The sequence below is a fragment of the Bradyrhizobium brasilense genome (assembly GCF_029714345.1).
GTDB lineage: Bacteria > Pseudomonadota > Alphaproteobacteria > Rhizobiales > Xanthobacteraceae > Bradyrhizobium > Bradyrhizobium australafricanum.
In genome coordinates, this window is the sequence record NZ_CP121669.1 from 8,652,532 (window position 1) to 8,669,544 (window position 17,013).

The 17,013-nt window shown below is 65.8% G+C and carries 17 protein-coding genes; 7 read left to right on the forward strand and 10 right to left on the reverse strand.

The genetic code is table 11. The annotated features are described in order from the left end of the window. The first annotated feature begins 72 nt into the window (after positions 1-72). A complete protein-coding gene (locus tag QA635_RS40115) occupies positions 73-1,203 on the forward strand; it encodes an FAD-dependent monooxygenase (RefSeq protein ID WP_283065531.1) in 1,131 nt (376 codons plus the stop codon). After that, positions 1,200-2,810, forward strand: a complete 1,611-nt coding sequence (locus QA635_RS40120) for a benzoate-CoA ligase family protein (protein ID WP_425249108.1) — start codon at positions 1,200-1,202, stop codon at positions 2,808-2,810. Before QA635_RS40115 ends, QA635_RS40120 begins: the two co-directional genes overlap by 4 nt. A 509-nt stretch (positions 2,811-3,319) precedes the next feature. Here the strand turns inward: QA635_RS40120 and QA635_RS40125 are convergent. Genes QA635_RS40125 through maiA form a run of 3 tightly spaced genes read right to left on the reverse strand, consistent with a single transcriptional unit; the run spans position 3,320 to position 5,638 of the window. Then, the gene (locus QA635_RS40125) at positions 3,320-4,504 is read right to left on the reverse strand and encodes a 3-hydroxybenzoate 6-monooxygenase (RefSeq protein WP_283065533.1); all 1,185 of its coding nucleotides are present in this window, start codon (positions 4,502-4,504) and stop codon (positions 3,320-3,322) included. Then, positions 4,504-5,016: a MarR family winged helix-turn-helix transcriptional regulator gene (locus QA635_RS40130; RefSeq protein WP_057020139.1), complete on the reverse strand. Its 513-nt coding sequence runs from the start codon at positions 5,014-5,016 to the stop codon at positions 4,504-4,506. The genes QA635_RS40125 and QA635_RS40130 overlap by 1 nt, the downstream gene beginning before the upstream one ends. Next, positions 5,006-5,638: a maleylacetoacetate isomerase gene (maiA, locus tag QA635_RS40135; RefSeq protein ID WP_283065535.1), complete on the reverse strand. Its 633-nt coding sequence runs from the start codon at positions 5,636-5,638 to the stop codon at positions 5,006-5,008. The genes QA635_RS40130 and maiA overlap by 11 nt, the downstream gene beginning before the upstream one ends. 158 nt (positions 5,639-5,796) lie before the next feature. Between maiA and gtdA the strand changes: the two genes are divergently transcribed. Continuing rightward, the gene (gtdA, locus tag QA635_RS40140; protein ID WP_057020140.1) at positions 5,797-6,837 is read left to right on the forward strand and encodes a gentisate 1,2-dioxygenase; all 1,041 of its coding nucleotides are present in this window, start codon (positions 5,797-5,799) and stop codon (positions 6,835-6,837) included. A 240-nt stretch (positions 6,838-7,077) separates the two neighbouring features. Here gtdA and QA635_RS40145 read toward each other — a convergent pair whose 3' ends face one another. From QA635_RS40145 to QA635_RS40160, 4 genes are all read right to left on the reverse strand, one after another. Beyond that, positions 7,078-7,905 (reverse strand): ABC transporter permease, encoded by an 828-nt coding sequence (locus QA635_RS40145; protein ID WP_283065538.1) that lies wholly within the window; start codon positions 7,903-7,905, stop codon positions 7,078-7,080. Continuing rightward, positions 7,898-8,671: an ABC transporter ATP-binding protein gene (locus tag QA635_RS40150; protein ID WP_283065540.1), complete on the reverse strand. Its 774-nt coding sequence runs from the start codon at positions 8,669-8,671 to the stop codon at positions 7,898-7,900. Before QA635_RS40150 ends, QA635_RS40145 begins: the two co-directional genes overlap by 8 nt. A gap of 165 nt (positions 8,672-8,836) precedes the next feature. Then, the gene (locus tag QA635_RS40155) at positions 8,837-9,841 is read right to left on the reverse strand and encodes an ABC transporter substrate-binding protein (RefSeq protein WP_283065549.1); all 1,005 of its coding nucleotides are present in this window, start codon (positions 9,839-9,841) and stop codon (positions 8,837-8,839) included. 12 nt (positions 9,842-9,853) lie between these two features. Continuing rightward, on the reverse strand, positions 9,854-11,215 hold the full coding sequence (locus QA635_RS40160; protein ID WP_283072097.1) for an FAD-dependent oxidoreductase: 1,362 nt from the start codon (positions 11,213-11,215) through the stop codon (positions 9,854-9,856). Between the two features lie 114 nt (positions 11,216-11,329). Here QA635_RS40160 and QA635_RS40165 point away from each other — a divergent pair, with 114 nt between their 5' ends. Next, positions 11,330-12,214, forward strand: a complete 885-nt coding sequence (locus tag QA635_RS40165; protein ID WP_283065551.1) for a LysR family transcriptional regulator — start codon at positions 11,330-11,332, stop codon at positions 12,212-12,214. Between the two features lie 62 nt (positions 12,215-12,276). Then, on the forward strand, positions 12,277-12,540 hold the full coding sequence (locus QA635_RS40170; protein ID WP_283065554.1) for a hypothetical protein: 264 nt from the start codon (positions 12,277-12,279) through the stop codon (positions 12,538-12,540). A 2-nt stretch (positions 12,541-12,542) separates the two neighbouring features. On the opposite strand, the gene QA635_RS40175 is transcribed toward QA635_RS40170, so the two are convergent. Beyond that, positions 12,543-13,340, reverse strand: a complete 798-nt coding sequence (locus QA635_RS40175) for an enoyl-CoA hydratase-related protein (protein WP_283065555.1) — start codon at positions 13,338-13,340, stop codon at positions 12,543-12,545. Positions 13,341-13,519: 179 nt separating this feature from the next. Here QA635_RS40175 and QA635_RS40180 point away from each other — a divergent pair, with 179 nt between their 5' ends. Together QA635_RS40180 and QA635_RS40185 are read left to right on the forward strand one after the other, a co-directional pair. Further along, complete coding sequence (locus tag QA635_RS40180; protein WP_283065556.1) at positions 13,520-14,494, forward strand: ketopantoate reductase family protein; 975 nt, start codon at positions 13,520-13,522, stop codon at positions 14,492-14,494. A 40-nt stretch (positions 14,495-14,534) separates the two neighbouring features. Beyond that, a complete protein-coding gene (locus tag QA635_RS40185; RefSeq protein WP_283065557.1) occupies positions 14,535-15,314 on the forward strand; it encodes an SDR family oxidoreductase in 780 nt (259 codons plus the stop codon). Between the two features lie 99 nt (positions 15,315-15,413). Here QA635_RS40185 and QA635_RS40190 read toward each other — a convergent pair whose 3' ends face one another. Beyond that, on the reverse strand, positions 15,414-16,148 hold the full coding sequence (locus tag QA635_RS40190) for an aspartate/glutamate racemase family protein (RefSeq protein WP_283065559.1): 735 nt from the start codon (positions 16,146-16,148) through the stop codon (positions 15,414-15,416). A 104-nt stretch (positions 16,149-16,252) separates the two neighbouring features. Next, entirely contained in the window at positions 16,253-16,933 is a 681-nt protein-coding gene (locus QA635_RS40195; protein WP_283065561.1) for an alpha/beta hydrolase family protein, read from the reverse strand. Between the last annotated feature and the right edge of the window lie 80 nt (positions 16,934-17,013).

The following is a 17,013-nucleotide window of genomic DNA, read 5'->3' on the forward strand; positions in this document are numbered from 1 at the left end:
CTGGCGTTCCCGCCGGAGGGCGATTAGTCTGGACCCAAATTGTAAGTACACTGTCAATCTGGGAGGCAGACGTTGCGGATCGCCGTGATCGGCGGAGGGCCCGGCGGGCTCTATTTCGCCTATCTCTGGAAGAAGCGTCATCCCGACGCCGAGATCGACCTGTTCGAGCAGAACGCGGCCGGCGCCACCTGGGGCTTCGGCGTGGTGTTCTCCGAACAGGCGCTGGACTTCCTGCGCGCCGACGACCCCGAGACGGTCGACACCATCGCCCCGCTTATGGAGAGCTGGAAGAACATCACCCTCAATCTGCGCGGCGAGAGCGTCGAGATCGACGGCGTCGGGTTCTCCTCGATCGGCCGGCTGGCGCTGCTGACGATCCTGCAGGAGCGCGTCCGCAGCACGGGTGTCACGCCGCGCTTCGACACCGTGGTGCAATCGGTCGACGAGCTCAGGGATTACGACCTGATCGTTGCCGCCGACGGGCTGAACTCGATGGTCCGCCGCGACTTCGAGGCCGCGTTCGGCGCGTCGGTCTCGCATTCCTCAAACAAGTTCGCCTGGTACGGCACCACGAAAACCTTCGCAACGCTGTCGCAAAGCTTTGTGGCAACCGAGCGCGGCAGCTTCAACGCCCATCACTATCGCTATGCGAAGGACATGAGCACCTTCCTGGTCGAGTGCGATGCGGCGACCTGGGCCGCCTACGGCTTCGCCGACAAGAGCATCGAGCAATCGCAGGCGATTTGCGAAGACGTATTCGCCGCGACGCTGGACGGCCACCGGCTGATCTCGAACAAATCGGTGTGGCGCAATTTCCCGTGGATCTGGAACGAGCGCTGGTCGCACGGCAACATGGTGCTGATCGGCGATGCGCTGCATTCCGCGCATTTCTCGATCGGCTCGGGCACGCGGCTTGCGATCGAGGATGCGATCGCGCTGACCAAGGCGCTGGAGACCGAGAGCGACATTGGCGCCGCGCTGGCCCGCTACGAGAGCGAGCGCAAGCCGATCGTGAAGAAGCTCGTCACCGCGGCGCGGACCAGCGCCGACTGGTATGAGCATTTTCCCGCGCACATGAAGCTCGACCTGATGGATTTCGCCTACAGCTACATCACCCGCTCCGGCCGGATCGACGACGCGCGGCTGCGCGCGATGTCGCCCGTCTTCATGGCCCGCTACGCAGCCGCAAAGGGACAATCATGACCGGGATCGCCGACCAGGTTCCGCTGGACAATCCCGGTGCGCGCGAGATCGGCTTTACGATCCCCGAGCGCTACAATGCGAGCCGCATCCTGTTCGACAATCTCGGTAACGGGAATGCCGAGCGCATGGCGCTGACCGGCCCGGCCGGCACGCGGACCTATCGCGAGCTCTGCACTGAGGCCGCACGCTGGGGCCACGCCTTCCGATCGCTCGGACTGCAGCGCGGCGACCGCGTCCTGCTGTTCCTCGACGACACCCCGGCCTATCCGGCGGCATTCTTCGGCGCGGTGCGCGCCGGCTTCGTGCCACTGCTCATCAACACGCTGACGACGCCCGAGCTGCTGCAATTCTACCTGTCCGACGCCGGCGCGCAGGTCGCGGTCACCGATGCGGAATTCTGTGCGCGCTTCAACGCGGAAGCCTGCAAGGACACGCCGCTGCGTACGCTGGTCGTGGTCAACGGCGCCGCCGGCGATCACGCGGCTGCCGAAACGCGCAACGCCGCCGACTGGCTGCAAGGATTTCCGATCGAGCTCGACGCGGCCGACACGCACCGCAACGAGATGGCGTTCTGGATGTATTCGTCGGGCTCGACCGGCCGTCCCAAGGGCATCGTGCATCTGCAGCACGACATGGCCTATAGCGAGCGCGCCTTTGCCCGCAATGTGCTGAACCTAAAGCCCGGCGACATCTGCTTCTCGGTGCCGAAGATCTTCTTCGCCTATGGCTTCGGCAATTCGATCACGTTTCCCTTCTCGGTCGGCGCCGCGACGCTGCTGCTGCCGGGCCAGCCGAAGCCGGCCGCGATCTTCGCGGCCATCGGACAATATCGCCCGACCGTGTTCTTCGGCCTGCCGACGCTCTACATCTCGCTGACCAAGGCCGAGGGCGCCGAGCAAACCGATTTCTCCTCGCTGCGGATGGCGGTCTCGGCCGCCGAGGTGCTCTCGGCCGACGTGTTCAACGGCTGGAAGCGGCTCACAGGGCTCGAGATCATCGAAGGCCTCGGCTCGACCGAGGTGCTGCACGTCTATCTCAGCAACCGCGCGGAGCGAAAGAAGCTCGGCGCCGCCGGCCTGCGCGTGCCCGGCTACGAGATCATGCTGCGCGACAGCGACGGCAGCGAGGTCGGCGACAATGAGGAAGGCATCTTGTGGGTGCGCGGCGATTCCGCGACCCCGCTGTACTGGAACCGGCCGGACAAGACCGCCGAGACCGTGCGCGAGGACGGCTGGATCTACACCGGCGACCGCTTCATGCGCGACAGCGACGGCTTCCACTTCTTCCGCGGCCGCGCCGACGATCTGATCAAGATCTCCGGCCAGTGGGTCTATCCGCTGGAGGTCGAGCTCTGCCTCGCCGATCACCCCGACGTCCGCGAATGCGCCGTCTACGCCGCCGAATTGCCGGACCGGCGCATGACGCTGCGCGCCGTGGTGGTCATGAACAAGGCCGGCTTCGACACAGCCGAAGCGACGCGGCGGCTGCAGGACTACGTCAAGACAAGGCTGTTGCCGTACAAATATCCGCGCGAGGTCAAATTCATCGACGAGCTGCCGAAGACCGGCACCGGCAAGATCGACCGGCAGGCGGTGATGCGGATGTAGGGCGCCATACTTGCTGTCGTCCCTGCGAAAGCAGGGACCCATAACCACAAATGCTTGCGGCGCGAAGGCTGGGGCCCCAGCCTGCCATAGCAACAGCCTTCGGTGGTTATGGGTCCCGGATCGCGCTCGCTACGCTCGCTTGTCCGGGACGACGAGCATTAGCTGCCCCGCCATCCAGCCTCACATTCGATGTCGTCCCGGCGAAGGCCGGGACCCATAACCACAATGCTTGCGGCGCGAAGGCTGGGGCCCCAGCCTGCCATCACAACAGCCTTCGGTGGTTATGGGTCCCGGATCGCGCTCACTTCGCTCGCTTGTCCGGGACGACGAGCATTAGCTGCCCGCCATCCAGCCAAACATTCGATGTCGTCCCGGCGAAGGCCGGGACCCATAACCACAAATGCTTGCGGCGCGAAGGCTGGGGCCCCAGCCTGCCATAACAATAGCCTTCGGTGGTTATGGGTCCCGGATCGCGCTCGCTCCGCTCGCTTGTCCGGGACGACGAGTAATTAGCTGCCCAGCCCCGTGCCGCCATACAGCCAGGCGATGTCATCGCACCATTGATCCTGCGATTTCGCGCTCATGATCGCGTTGCGGATGCGGGCGTGCTCGCCTGAGGGATGGTAGACGTGTTCGCCGATCGCGCGTGACATCAGCTGCACGCGCGCGGTGCGCGGGAAGCGTTGCGCGCTGTAGGCCGCCAGCGCCGCTGCCTGGTCGTCGTGACTGGCCAGCATGTGCGACAGGCAGACCGCGTCCTCCATCGCCTGGCAGGCGCCCTGCGCAAAATATTGCAACATCGGATGCGCGGCGTCGCCGAGCAGCACCACGCGGCCGTCGATCCACTGCTCGTTCGGATCGCGGTCGCACAGCACCCAGAGCTTCCAGTTGGTGCCGTGGCGGATGATGTTCTGCGCCCGCTCATGGACGTGGGTAAAACCCTTCATCACCTCGGCCTCGGACACCGGCTTGCCGGCAACCGGCTCCGGCGCATTGTTGTGATAGGTGACGACGAGGTTGAACACTTTCCAGCCCGACAGCGGATAATGCACGATGTGGCATTTCGGCCCGGCCCACAGCGTCGCCGCGTTCCAGCGCAGGTCCTCCGGCATCTGCTCGGTCGGGATCACCGAGCGATAGGTGGTGTGGCCGGAGACGCGCGGCGGACCATCCGCCGTGACTTGCTTGCGGATGTTCGACCACAAGCCATCGGCGCCGATCAGGAGACGGCCGCCGATGCGCTCCCCACTCGCGAGCGTAGCGGTCACCGACGAACCATCCTGCTCGTAGCCTGTCACCTCGCTGGACACGCGCAGCTCGATCAGCTCGTGATTCTGGCAGGCGCGCAGGAACACACCGTGCAGATCGCCGCGATGCACCACGGCATAGGGATTGCCGAACCGCGCGCGAAAGGCATCGCCGAGATCGATATGGGTGATCTCGTCGGCGGTCAGCGCATCCATCAGCCTGAGTTGATCGATATAGACGGCCATGTTGCGCGCGGCCTCGCCGACGCCGAGATAGTCGAAGGCGTGGAACGCGTTCGGGCCGAGCTGGATGCCGGCGCCGATCTCGCCGAGCGCGGCGGCCTTCTCCAGCAGGATCGAGCGGATGCCTTTTTGCGCAAGGCCCAGCGCCACGGCGAGGCCGCCGATGCCGCCGCCCGCGATCAGGACAGGTCTCGTCTCCGCCATCAGCCTGACCTCCCGAGATGTTCGAGCGCATCCTCGGCGCGCAGCGGCACCCGCGACGCCTCGTTGTTGAGGTCGACGAGCTGGGTCAACAGCGCCAGCAACGTCTTGCGGTCGGCCGGCTTCAGCGGCTGCAGCATCCGCGCCTGCGCCTTGTCGACCGAGGGCATGATGTCGCTCAGCACCGCCGCGCCGGCCTTGGTAAGATAGAGCAGCTTGACCCGCTTGTCCTCGGGCGCCGGCTTGCGCACGATGAACTCCTTGGCCTGCAGCCGTTCGATCACATTGCCGAGCGTGGAACGGTCGAACGCGATCACCGCCGAGAGCCTCGTGGCATCGATGCCGGGATGGGTCGAGATCGTGACCAGCGCGGCATATTGCACCGGCGTCAGGTCGAACGCCCTGCACTCCTCGATGAACAGCGCGACCGCGATCTGCTGCATCCGCCGGAACAGATAGCCGGGCGCGGTATAGACCGCGTCCATGGTGACGGGCGCTGGTTTGTTATTCGGCATCGGGTTGCTTGTCCGGGGCGGCGTCGGCGAACGCCTTGATTTGCTTTGCCGCGGCCTCGGCCTCGAGCAGGCGCGGATAGGCCGAGACGTCGACACCGAAGCGCCGCGCATTGGCGAGCTGCGGCACCAGGCAGAGATCGGCCAGCGTCGGCGCATCGCCAAAGCAGAACGGGCCGGACTCCGCCGCGATCAGGGTCTCGCAGGCCGACAGTCCCTCGCGATTGGCCCAGGCCGCCCATTCCGTCACCTGCTCCTCGGGCAGGGCGAGCTGACGCAGCCGCGCCAGCACCTTCAAATTCTGCACCGGATGCGTGTCACAGGCGATCGCCTGCGCAAACGCCCGCACCTTTGCGCGCCGCAGCGGATCTTTCGGCAAGAGCGGCGGGTTGGGATTGGTCTCGTCGAGCCATTCGATGATCGCGAGCGACTGGGTGAGGATCGCGCCGGCATCGCTTTCCAGGGTCGGCACCAGCCCCTGCGGATTGATCGCGAGATAGGCTGGCGCGCACTGCTCGCCCTTACGCAGATGATGCGGCAGATGCTCCGAGGTGAGCCCCTTCAGGTTGAGGGCGATCCGGACCCGGTAGGACGCGCTGCTCCGGAAATAGCCATGCAGCTTCATCGGAACCTCCCTTGCATTATTCTGGTTTGACGCGTTTTCTTTGCGCGAACCGGTATCCGCTTCGCTCGAAAACGCCATGGCTTGCTTCATTGACGCTAGCCATATTGTCAGTATACTGTCAATTAAATTGCACCGACAAGAATGATGGGAGGCTTGCCATGGAAGCCGTGCAGAAGACCCCGGAGCGCGAGGCATTCTACAAGAAGATCGACGGCCAGAACCTCTCGGCGCTGTGGAACGTGATGAACGACCTGATCACGCCGGAGCCGAAAAGCGCCTGCCGTCCTCACTTGTGGAAGTTCGACCAGATCCGCGACTACATGAACGAGGCCGGCAAGCTGATCACGGCCAAGGAAGCCGAGCGCCGCGTGCTGGTGCTGGAAAATCCCGGCCTGCGCGGCCAGTCCAAGATCACGACCTCGCTGTTCGCCGGCGTGCAGATGGTGGTGCCGGGCGACATCGCTCCCGCCCATCGCCATGCCCAATCGGCGCTGCGCTTCGTGCTCGAGGGCAAGGGCGCGTTCACCGCCGTCGACGGCGAGCGCACCGCGATGTCGCCGGGCGATTTCGTCATCACCCCGTCGATGACCTGGCACGACCATTCCAACGAAACCAACGAGCCGATGTTCTGGCTCGACGGGCTCGACATCCCGATGGTGCAGTTCTTCGACTGCTCGTTTGCCGAAGGCGCCAAGGAAGATCAGCAGTCGATCTCCAAGCCGGCCGGCGCCAGCTTCGCGCGCTACGGACACAATCTGCTGCCGATCGACCAGAAGCGAACCTCGAAAACCTCGCCGATCTTCAACTATCCCTATGAATACACCCGCGAGGCGCTGGAGAAGGCCAAGGTCAGCGACGAGTGGGACGCCTGCCACGGGCTGAAGCTGAAATTCTCGAACCCCGAGACCGGCGATTTCGCGATGCCGACCATCGGCACCTTCATCCAGCTGCTGCCGAAGGGTTTCAAGACCGCGCGCTATCGCGCAACCGATGCGACCGTGTTCGCCGCGATCGAGGGCAAGGGCCGCACAAGGATCGGCGACCAGACCTTCGAGTGGGGACCGCGCGACCTGTTCGTGGTGCCGAGCTGGCACTGGGTCACCCACGAGGCCGATGCCGATTCCGTGCTGTTCTCGTTCTCGGATCGTCCGGTGCAGCAGAAGCTCGACCTGTTCCGCGAGGACAGGGGCAACGCGTAACAGGCGCGGCAAAGTGTAATGCTGTCGTCCCGGGCAAGCGAAGCGCGACCCGTTTCGCGGGGACAGGGGGAAGTCTCGTCGTCCCGGCGAAAGCCGGGACCCATAACCACCGCCCTCGGTGGTTAAGACGCTGCGGCCCCAGCCTGTTCTAACGACCACGCCCCGTGGTTATGGGTCCCTGCTTTCGCAGGGACGACAGCAGGGGTTGTGGCCAGCGGGGGTTGCGGCGGCAGCGTGCCCTCACCGCCAGTGCAGCAACCGCGTCTCCAGCAAATTGATCAGCTTCCCCACCGCAAGCCCGAACAGCGACAGGATCACGACGCCGGCGAGCAGCTGATCGGTCTGCATCAGATTGCCGGCCTGCAGCACGAAGGCGCCGATGCCGTATTGCGCGCCGATCATCTCGGCGCTGACGACGAGCAGCAGTGCCACTGACGCGGTGATGCGGAAGCCGGCGAGGATCGAGGGCAGCGCGCCCGGCCAGATCACGCGGCGCACGATGGCGTGGAACGGCACGTTGAAGCTTTGCGCCATCCGGATCAGGTTGCGCGGCACCGCATCGACACCGCTATAGACCGAGATCGCGGTCGAGAAGAACACGCCAAGCGCAATGGTCGCGATCTTCGGCTCCTCGCCGATCCCGAGCCACAGAATGAGCAACGGCAGCAGCGCGATCTTCGGAACTGGAAACAGCGCCGAGATGAAAGTGATGCCGACGCCGCGCGCCATCGTCGACAGCCCGATCGCGAAGCCGACCACGACGCCGGCGGCCGTGCCGATGATCCAACCGGTGCCGATCCGCATGATCGACCACGACAAGTGCTGCCACAGCGCGCCCGACATCGCGAGCTTATAGATCGCGACCGCGATCGCCGACGGCGCCGGCAGGAACAGCGGATTGACCCACCCTGCGCTGCCGGCGAGCTGCCAGACCGCGATCACAAGCGCGAGCGCGATCCAGCCGGCATGGCGGCTGCCGCCAGACGTGAAGCCGGCGCCGCGAAACGCGACCGGGCGCGTCGCTTCCGCCGATTGGTCTTTCGCTTCCTGCGGCGCGCGGTCAAGCATGCTGGACCTCGCGTTCGGCATCGATCGCTTCTTTCCGGATCAGCGACCACAGCTCACCCTGTAGCGCGGCCATCGGCCCGCGCGCATCCGTCGTGCCGCGCTCGGCGCGGGTCATCGGGATGGTCACGATTTCCCGGATGCGGCCAGGGCGGCGCGACAGCACCACGACGCGGTCGGCGAGCCGCACCGCTTCCTCGAGATTATGCGTGACATAGACCGCGCCCATCGCGCCGTCGGCGAGCAGACGCACGAAATCCTCCATCAGGAGCTCGCGGGTCTGCGAATCCAGCGCCGACAGCGGCTCGTCCATCAGCAGAATCGCGGGGCGAACCGCGAGTGCGCGCGCAATGCCGACGCGCTGGCGCATGCCGCCGGACAGTTGCTTCGGATAGGCCGCGCGAAAATCCGACAGCCCGGTGCGGCGCAGCGCATCGTCGATCACGGCGCGGCGCTCGCCGGCACTCAAGCCCGTATGCAGCAGCGGAAACGCGACATTATCCTCGACCGTGTTCCACGGCAGCAGCGCAAAATCCTGGAACACGAAGGTCAGCGGATTGAGGCTATCAGCCGGCGCCGCGCCGCGCAGTTCGGCCGCGCCTCCAGCCGGCCGCAGCAGGCCGCCGAGGATCGACAGCAGCGTGCTCTTGCCGCAGCCGGACGGACCGACGATCGCGACGATCTCGCCGGCGCGGACCGTGAAGGAGACATCGTCGAGCACGTCGAGTGCGCCGAAGCGATGGCTGATATGGTCGGCGATCAGGTCCATGGCGTCATGAACTCACTGCCAGACCCGTCACCCTGAGGAGCCGCGCAGCGGCGTCTCGAAGGGTCGACGGCCCGGATGTAGCAGTTCGGCCGTCGACCCTTCGAGACGCGCGCAAGTGCGCGCTCCTCAGGGTGACGGGGATAGAGTTGTGCACGCGGTCCCACATCAATCCGCCTTCACATAATCCTTGGCGATGATCGCGTTGGCATCGAAGCCCTTGTCCACGAAACCCTGCCCCTGCAGCCATTTGATCTGGTTGTCGAGGTTCTTCACGTCGAGCTTGCCGTCGGGATCGATATAGGCGCAATTGCCGACCACCTGCGCGACTGGCAGGTTGGTGTATTTGGCGATGATCTCGAGCAGCGGCCTGGTCTTGTCGTTGATCGGCGCCACGCCGTCCTTGATCGCAGTCAGGATCACGTCGTGATATTCGTGGTCGGCACGGGTGAGCGCGGTGAGCAGCCTGGTCACCAGCGGTGCGTTGGTCAGCGCCTTCGGCGACGCGAAGATGGCACCCAGCTGCCACGGCGTCTCGTCGCCGACCCAGCCCAAAAGTTTCGCGCCGTTGGAATCCATCAGCGTCCGCGCGGTCGAGACCGGCAGCAGCGCGGCGTCGACGGTTTCACCCTTCAGCGCCGCGGCCGCGTTCGACAGCGACTGCAGCGGCACCACCTTCACGTCGGACAGCTTGAAGCCGTATTTGTCGGCAAGCAGGCCGAGCGAATAATGGAAGCTGGAGCCGACCTGGGTCACCGCGACGCGCTTGCCGGCAAGATCCTTCGGCGTCTTGAGGCCGGCGGCGTAGGCGTTGTTGCTGGCGAAGTAGCCGATCAGGGGATAGCCGGCCTTCTCGCGGCTCATGCCGCCGATCACCTTCAGCGTGCCCTTGCCGGCGAGATTGTAGAGGCCGGCGGTGACGGCGGTGATGCCGAAATCGACATCGCCCGACGCGGTCGCGACCGCGATCGGCTGCGCCGCGTCGAAGAATTTGAGCTCGACGTCGAGCCCGGCGTCGCGGAAGTAGCCCTTGTCCTGCGCGATGAACACCGGCGCCGAGGACGACAGCCGCAAGACGCCGATCTTCGCCTTCAGGAGATCATCGGCCCGCGCGAGACCGCTCGCGGCCCACACCAGGAGACCCGCGACTGCGAGCCGCGCCCAACCCTTCATTCCGTCCTCCGCCTAGATTCCTTCGGGCACGGCCTGATCGCGGCCGATGAACGCGCCCTGTGTGCCGAGCTGTTGTTGCAACTTTTCGACGGAAATGTCGCGCGGAATCGTATTGCCCGACAGCGCCAGCGCGGCTGCGGTTCCCGCCGCCTCGCCCATCACAAAGCAGGCACCGGAGACGCGCGCCGCCGATTGCCCCTCATGGGTCATCGAGGCGCAGCGGCCCGCGACCAGGAGATTGTCGACGCCCTCCGGTACCAGCATGCGGTACGGCAACTCGTTATAGCCGCGGCTCTCCGGGATCGGCGGAAACTCGAAGATCACATCACCCGGCACATGGGATTCCTTCGGCCAACCATTGACGCCGATCGAATCCTCGAACGAGGCGCAGCCCAGCACGTCCTCGCCTGACAGCATGTAGCCGCCGATCACGCGCCGCGTCTCGCGGATGCCGAGCTGCGGCGGCAGATCGACGATGTAGGAATTCTCGAAGCCCGGCACCGTGCGCAGGAACTTGAACGCTTCGACCGCCTGGCGGCGGCCCTCGATCTCGCCGCGCGTCATGTCATCAGGATCAATACCGGAAATGGCGCCGCCATCGCTTCGCGTCACCTGGGTGAAATTCACCCGCCATTCGATCTGCGATTTCTGCGGCCGCACGATCGCCGACTTGCGCGGGAATCTGTGGGTGCCGGCGGCCTCGGCCTCAGCCATCAGCGCCGGGATGGTGCGCCAGGCATCGCCGGCCTTCGCCGGATCGATGCCGTTGAGGCGGAACATCATCGAGGGGTAGAGCATGCCGCCCTGGTTGTCGCCGACCTCATGGGGCGCCCCCGCCCACACCGCGAGATCGCCGTCACCGGAGCAATCGATGAAGATGCTGGCGCGCACCGCCTGACGCCCGGCCTTGGTTTCGACCATCAGCGCACAAATTTGCGCGCCATCCATGACGACGCCGGCGCCGAGCGCGTGGAACAGGATATCGACCTTGTGATGCGCGAGCAGATCGTCGGCTGCGATCTTGTAGGCTGCGGTGTCGTAGGCCTGCGCGAGGATCTTGCCGAGGATCAGATGCGGCGCGTTCAGCCCGCCGAGCCGGTCGATCCGCGCCAGGAGGTCGGAGGCGATGCCCTGCACCACGCGGTGCATCTCGCCGAAGATGTTGGCGTGCAGCCCGCAGAAGTTGGTCACGCCGGCCGCGGTGCCCATGCCGCCGAGAAATCCGTAACGCTCGATCAGGAGCGTCCGCCGTCCGGCACGTGCCGCGCCGACCGCTGCCGCGATGCCGGCCGGTCCGCCGCCAAGCACCACCACGTCATATTCGCCATAGACCGGGACCTGCCGCGCAGGTTCTTCGATCGTGCTCGCTCGCATCATTTCCGCCCTGAACAAAGTTGATTGGGCCAACTATGAATTGATGCAGATTACAGTACAATCCACCAAATTATGTAATCAGCTTTCGCGAATCGAGAAAGGCGAGCAAGGCAGATGGATACGCTGGTCAATCTCGAAGCCTTCCTTGCCACCGCCGATGCCGGCGGCTTCTCCGCCGCTGCGCGCAAGCTCAATGTGGCGACTTCCGTCGTCGCCAAGCGCGTCACCCAGCTCGAGGAGCGGATAGGCACCGCGCTGTTCCACCGCTCGACCCGCCAGTTGCGGCTGACCGAGGCCGGGCAGCAATATGTGCATCGCGCCCGCGGCGTGGTTGCCGATGTCGGCGATCTCTTGTCGCGGATGGGCGAGAAGCAGCGCGACCTCTCCGATCATCTGCGCGTCAAGGCGCCGACCTCGCTGACCGTGGCGCGGCTCGCCGATGCCTTCACGATCTTCCAGAAGCAGAACACAAGCGTGAAGCTCGAGATCGTGATGATCGATCGTCCGGTCGATCCGGTGACCGAAGGTTTCGACATCGCGATCGGCGCCTTCCCGCACTCCTTTGGCGGCGTGGTCGACGAGCCCTTGTGCCGGCTGCCGCGCCTCGTGTGCGCCTCACCGGCCTATCTGAAGAAGCACGGCATGCCGAAGCATCCGCGCGACCTGGTCGATCATCGCTGCCTCAGCTTCCTGCCGACCGGACCGGAATGGCCGTTCGAGGGACCGCGCGGCCGCATCAATATCCAGGTCCGCCCGATTCTCTCTTCGAACGAAGGCCGCGTGCTGACGCAAAGCGCGATCGCCGGCAACGGCATCGCGCTGCTCTCGCATTATCTGGTCGCGGACGCGCTGCGCGCCGGCGCGTTGCAACCGGTACTCACCGACTTTCCGATCCCCGAATTGTGGGTCAAGGCCGCCGTTCCCGAGCGCCGCATCGATGCCGCCGCGGTGCAGGCGCTGCTGAAGACATTGAAGAAATCGCTGTCGCAGCCGCTGTGATGCGACGCCGGCCTTGCCGTTGGCATGCCGAGCTGAGACAAGGACGCGAAAGGATCGCCCGCTTGAAACGCCTGATCTCGATGTCGTTTGGTCTCATCATCGTCGCGACGCCCGCGGCGGCGATCGAGACCTGCCGCTTCATTGAGGCCAAGGCGGAGCGCGAGGCCTGCTACCATCGGCAAGAGCAGGAGCTCGCGGCCAAGCGCAAGCCCGAGCCGACGGCGACGCGGTCGAGCGAATCGAAGACGTTCGATCAGCTGCAGCAGATGCGCCGCGACGACGAAGAGGTCTATCGCAGCATGCGCGGCATCTGCCGCGGCTGCTGAGCTTACGCGCCGCCGCCCCACCGGCCGGCGCGCTTCTCGGCGAAGGATGCAAGCCCCTCGGCTGCCTCCGCGGTCTGGCGCTTGGCCGAATGCAGATGAACGAGGCGTTTGTAGGCGTCATCGTCCACGCCCATGCCGCCGAACGAGCTTTCCATCGCGAGCTTCTTGGTCTCGGCCATCGCGTCCGGCGCGTTGCCGAGCAGCTGCTCGACGACCTTGGCGCCGGCGCTGTCGAGATCGGCAAGCGGCACCACCTCATGGACGAGGCCGATGCGGCGGGCATCCTCGGCGCCGAACCGTTCGCCGGTCAGCGCATAGCGGCGCACCTGGCGGACGCCGATCGCGTCGCAGAGCTGCGGGATGATGATCGCCGCGGTCAGGCCCCAGCGCACCTCGGTGATCGAGAACAGCGCATTGTCGGCCGCGATCACGATATCGCAGGCCGAGATCACGCCGGTGCCGCCGCCGAAGCAGCCGCCCTGCACCAGCGCAACGGTCGGGACCGGTAGCGTGTTGAGGCGCTGCACCGCCTCGAAGGTGGCGCGCGATGCCGCCTCGTTCTCCTCGAACGATTTCGGCCGCACGCCGTTGATCCATTTCAAATCGGCGCCGGCCTGGAAATGCTTGCCGTTGCCGTTCAGCACGACGACGCGCACCGGCTTGGTCGAGAGATCGTCGATCGCGGCCAGCACGCCCGCAATCAGCGCGCCGTCATAGGCATTGTTGACCTCGGGACGATTCAGCGTGACGGTCGCGACACCCCGCGCATCGAGGCTCCACAGGACTGGGCTGGCCGACATGACGTTGCTCCCTCGTTCGGCATTGCTGTTATCTTGTACTGGCCTTGCACTATGGCGAGAGCGGATGCCTTGATCCATCACTTTCGAGCGCGCGCGACCGCGCCACGCGCATGACGGGTTGCGCGATGCCCCGCGCTTGTGGAAACTGACGGGGCACGTTGCGGAGAATTGTTCCACTCATGCGTATTTGCATTTTCGGCGCGGGCGCCGTCGGCAGCCACTTCGCGGTCCGGCTCGCGCGCGCCGGCCACGATGTGGCCTGCGTGATGCGCGGGCCACATCTCGACGCGGTCAGGACCAGCGGACTGACGCTGAAGGTCGGCGATAGCAGCATCACCGCGAAGGTGAAGGCCTCAGCCGATCCTGCCGATCTGGGGCCGCAAGACATCGTCATCAGCACACTGAAGGCGACCGGCATCGGCGCGCTCGCAGCCGGGCTCCCGCCGCTGCTTCAGCGCGACACATCAATCGTGTTCGCGCAGAACGGCATTCCCTGGTGGTACGATCTCGGCCTGCCGCCGCAGCATCCCGCGATCCCGGATCTCGGCTTCCTCGATCCCGGCGGGCATTTGCGCAGCGCCGTCCCGAAGCAGCGGATCATCGGCGGTGTGATCTTTTCCTCCAACGAGGTGGTCGCGCCCGGGGTCGTCGCGAACCTGTCGCCGGACCGCAACCGCCTCTTGATCGGCGAATGCGACGACCGCCAGAGCGAGCGCATCGCCCGCCTGCGCGCGGCGCTCAACGACGCCGCGATCGAATCGCCCGAGGTCAAGCAGATTCGCGAGACGATCTGGTCGAAGCTGTTGACCAACATGTCGATGTCGGTGCTCTGCCTGCTGACCGGGCTGACCGCGCGCGGCGTCCGCGACGATCCTGACATGCAGGACGTGATCCCGCGCCTGCTCGACGAGGCCAATGCGGTGGCGACACACTATATTCCCGAGGTCAAGCGCGTCACCCGCTCAGGGCCGGCGCCGGACCACAAGCCGTCGATCCTGCAGGACTACGAACTCGGGCGCGCCATGGAGATCGACGTGCTGGTGCGCGCACCGGCGGCATTTGCCCGCGCAGCGGACATTTCGACCCCGATGCTCGACCTGATGGCCGCGCTCGCGATCCAGAAGGCGCGTGACAAGGGCCTGTATCAGGGCTGACAATCCGACCCACCACGATAACAAGCAGGGACATCGAACCATGCAAGTCAAGGACAAGGTCTGCGTCGTCACCGGCGGCGCGAGCGGGATCGGCGAGGCGGTGGCGCGGGCCTATGCGGACGCCGGTGCTCGCGGCGTCGTGGTCGCCGATCTCAAGACCTCGCGCGACCGGCTCGCCAGCGTCGCCGGCGATATCGACGGACTCGCGGTCACCGCCGACGTCGGGCTCGAGGAGGACATCAAGGCGTTGATCGCCGCCGCCGAGGACAAATATGGTCCGGTCGACGTGTTCTTCTCCAATGCCGGGCTCTCGCGCAAGGGACAAGAGACCGCGTCCGATGCCGACTGGGACGTGAGTTGGCGCGTGCATGTGATGAGCCACGTGTACGCGGCGCGCGCGCTGGTGCCCGGCATGCTCGCGCGCGGCTCCGGCTATCTCATCAACACCGCATCCGCCGCGGGGCTGCTGGCCTCGCTGAACTCGATGCCTTACGGCGTGACCAAGAACGCCGCGGTCGCGCTCGCCGAGCATCTCGCCATCCAGTATGGCGATCGCGGCATCCGCGTCTCCGTGCTCTGTCCGCAATCGGTGCAGACGGGCATGACGACGCCGGGTCCGAGTGCCGCGCGCGTCGACGGCGTGCTGCAGCCGGGCGAGGTCGCGCGCATGGTGATCGAGGCGATGGCCGAAGAACGCTTCCTGATTCTCTCGCATCCGCAGGTGCAGGAATACATGCAGCGCAAGGCCACCAACCGCGAGCGCTGGCTGTCCGGCATGCGCCGCCTGCGCGACCGGATCTATGGCGGGGTAGCGTCATAAAAACTTCGTCCGTCATTGCGAGGAGCGATAGCGACGAAGCAATCCATTTCTCGGCATGCGGCACCATGGATTGCTTCGCTTCGCTCGCAATGACGAAACTTAGTCTTCTGGAGCCGGCGCGAATCCTTCGAGCAAACCCGTGTATCTTTTCGCCCCAGGTGAGGCATAGGCACCGCGGCGCGACGTCGTCAGCTTGAGGCCGGCAAGCGCTTCCGCCTGCTTCACCGCGGCGGCCACGCCGTCGACCACGGGCACGCCGAATTGCACCGACAGCTCATGGGCAAGATCGGCCATGCCGGCGCAGCCGAGCACGATGGCGTCCGCGCCCTTGTCCAGCGCGCGGGCGATCTCCGCCTCCAGCTTGGCCTTAGCGCCCGAGCCCGGCTTCTCGAGATCGAGCACCGCGACGTCGCAGGCGGTGACCATCGCGCGGTCGGCAAAGCCGTAACGGCGCACCAGTTCCTCCAGCGGCACGATCGAGCGCGGCAGCGTGGTGACGATGCCGATGCGCTTGGCGACCTGCCCGGCGGTGACCAAGGCCGCTTCGCAGATGCCGACCACCGGATAGCGCGCCGCCGACCGCGCGGCATCCAGCCCGGTGTCGTCGAAACATGCGACGATGCCGGCATCGGCATCGGGCGTCTTCAGCAGCGCCTCGATCAGCCCGGGCACGGCGAAGGCCTCGTCATAAAAGCCTTCGATCGAGGCCGGTCCCATCGCAGATGTGACGGCGACGATCTCGGTGCTAGGTGCGGCCACCGCTTGCGCCGCGGCCGCGATGGTCGCGGTCATCGACGCGGTGGTGTTGGGATTGACGATCAGGATTCTGGTCATGGGTGGAGATTAGTAGCCCGGATGGAGCGAAGCGCAATCCGGGACGGTGTCACAGGGCGGAAGGGCCTGTCCCGGATTTCGCTTCGCTCATCCGGGCTACGCACCTACGCGTGTTTCGCTACCCATGCCGCGAAGGCATCGAGCACCTCGGCCATCACCTCGCGGTCGTTGCGGCCGGAGCGCTTGAGGACATGGAAGGAGTGGTCGGCCTCCTGCACCAGATGCAGCGTCGCCCGCGCGCCCAACCCCTTCACCACGGGCTCGAGCAGGTCGAGCTCGGCCAGCGCATCGCGCGTGCCCTGCAGGAACAGCATCGGGACCTCGACCTCGGCGAGATGCTTGGCGCGCTCGCTCGACGGCTTGCCGGCGGGATGCAGCGGAAAGCCGAGAAACACCAGCCCGCGCACGCCGGCGAGCGACGCCTTGGCCTGTGCCTGCGAGGTCATGCGTCCGCCGAACGACTTGCCGCCGGCGAACAGCGGCAGTTCGCCGCAATGACGCGCGGCCTCCCCCACCGCGGCACGCACCGTTGCCTGCGCGACGGCGGGCGGATCGGGCCGCTTGCTGCCCTTCTCCATGTAGGGAAACTGATAGCGCAATGTCGCGATGCCGCGCTCCGCCAGGCCCTCCGCGATCACGGCCATCGACGGATGCGTCATGCCAGCGCCGGCGCCGTGGGCAAACACATAGGCGCTACGGGCCTGCGCCGGCCGCAGCAGCAGCGCGGACACCGTGCTATCGTCCGAGACGGTGATCGAAAGCGGTTGTGCAGCTGACGCGTTCAAGATGACATCTCGAAGAATTGTTGCGCCGTTGTTTCTAGCCGCAGGCTTCGATGCGCGCAAATGCCGCCGCGGAGGGAACG

What these genes read in the sequence shown, in the direction of transcription:
- QA635_RS40165 (WP_283065551.1), top strand. Translation starts at nt 11,330, where the DNA reads ATGGATACGCTGGTCAATCTCGAAGCCTTCCTTGCCACCGCCGATGCC.
- QA635_RS40155 (WP_283065549.1), bottom strand. Translation starts at nt 9,841, where the DNA reads ATGAAGGGTTGGGCGCGGCTCGCAGTCGCGGGTCTCCTGGTGTGGGCC.
- QA635_RS40150 (WP_283065540.1), bottom strand. Translation starts at nt 8,671, where the DNA reads ATGGACCTGATCGCCGACCATATCAGCCATCGCTTCGGCGCACTCGAC.
- maiA (WP_283065535.1), bottom strand. Translation starts at nt 5,638, where the DNA reads ATGAAGCTGCATGGCTATTTCCGGAGCAGCGCGTCCTACCGGGTCCGG.
- gtdA (WP_057020140.1), top strand. Translation starts at nt 5,797, where the DNA reads ATGGAAGCCGTGCAGAAGACCCCGGAGCGCGAGGCATTCTACAAGAAG.
- QA635_RS40120 (WP_425249108.1), top strand. Translation starts at nt 1,200, where the DNA reads ATGACCGGGATCGCCGACCAGGTTCCGCTGGACAATCCCGGTGCGCGC.
- QA635_RS40190 (WP_283065559.1), bottom strand. Translation starts at nt 16,148, where the DNA reads ATGACCAGAATCCTGATCGTCAATCCCAACACCACCGCGTCGATGACC.
- QA635_RS40160 (WP_283072097.1), bottom strand. Translation starts at nt 11,215, where the DNA reads ATGCGAGCGAGCACGATCGAAGAACCTGCGCGGCAGGTCCCGGTCTAT.
- QA635_RS40185 (WP_283065557.1), top strand. Translation starts at nt 14,535, where the DNA reads ATGCAAGTCAAGGACAAGGTCTGCGTCGTCACCGGCGGCGCGAGCGGG.
- QA635_RS40125 (WP_283065533.1), bottom strand. Translation starts at nt 4,504, where the DNA reads ATGGCGGAGACGAGACCTGTCCTGATCGCGGGCGGCGGCATCGGCGGC.
- QA635_RS40145 (WP_283065538.1), bottom strand. Translation starts at nt 7,905, where the DNA reads ATGCTTGACCGCGCGCCGCAGGAAGCGAAAGACCAATCGGCGGAAGCG.
- QA635_RS40175 (WP_283065555.1), bottom strand. Translation starts at nt 13,340, where the DNA reads ATGTCGGCCAGCCCAGTCCTGTGGAGCCTCGATGCGCGGGGTGTCGCG.
- QA635_RS40130 (WP_057020139.1), bottom strand. Translation starts at nt 5,016, where the DNA reads ATGCCGAATAACAAACCAGCGCCCGTCACCATGGACGCGGTCTATACC.
- QA635_RS40180 (WP_283065556.1), top strand. Translation starts at nt 13,520, where the DNA reads ATGCGTATTTGCATTTTCGGCGCGGGCGCCGTCGGCAGCCACTTCGCG.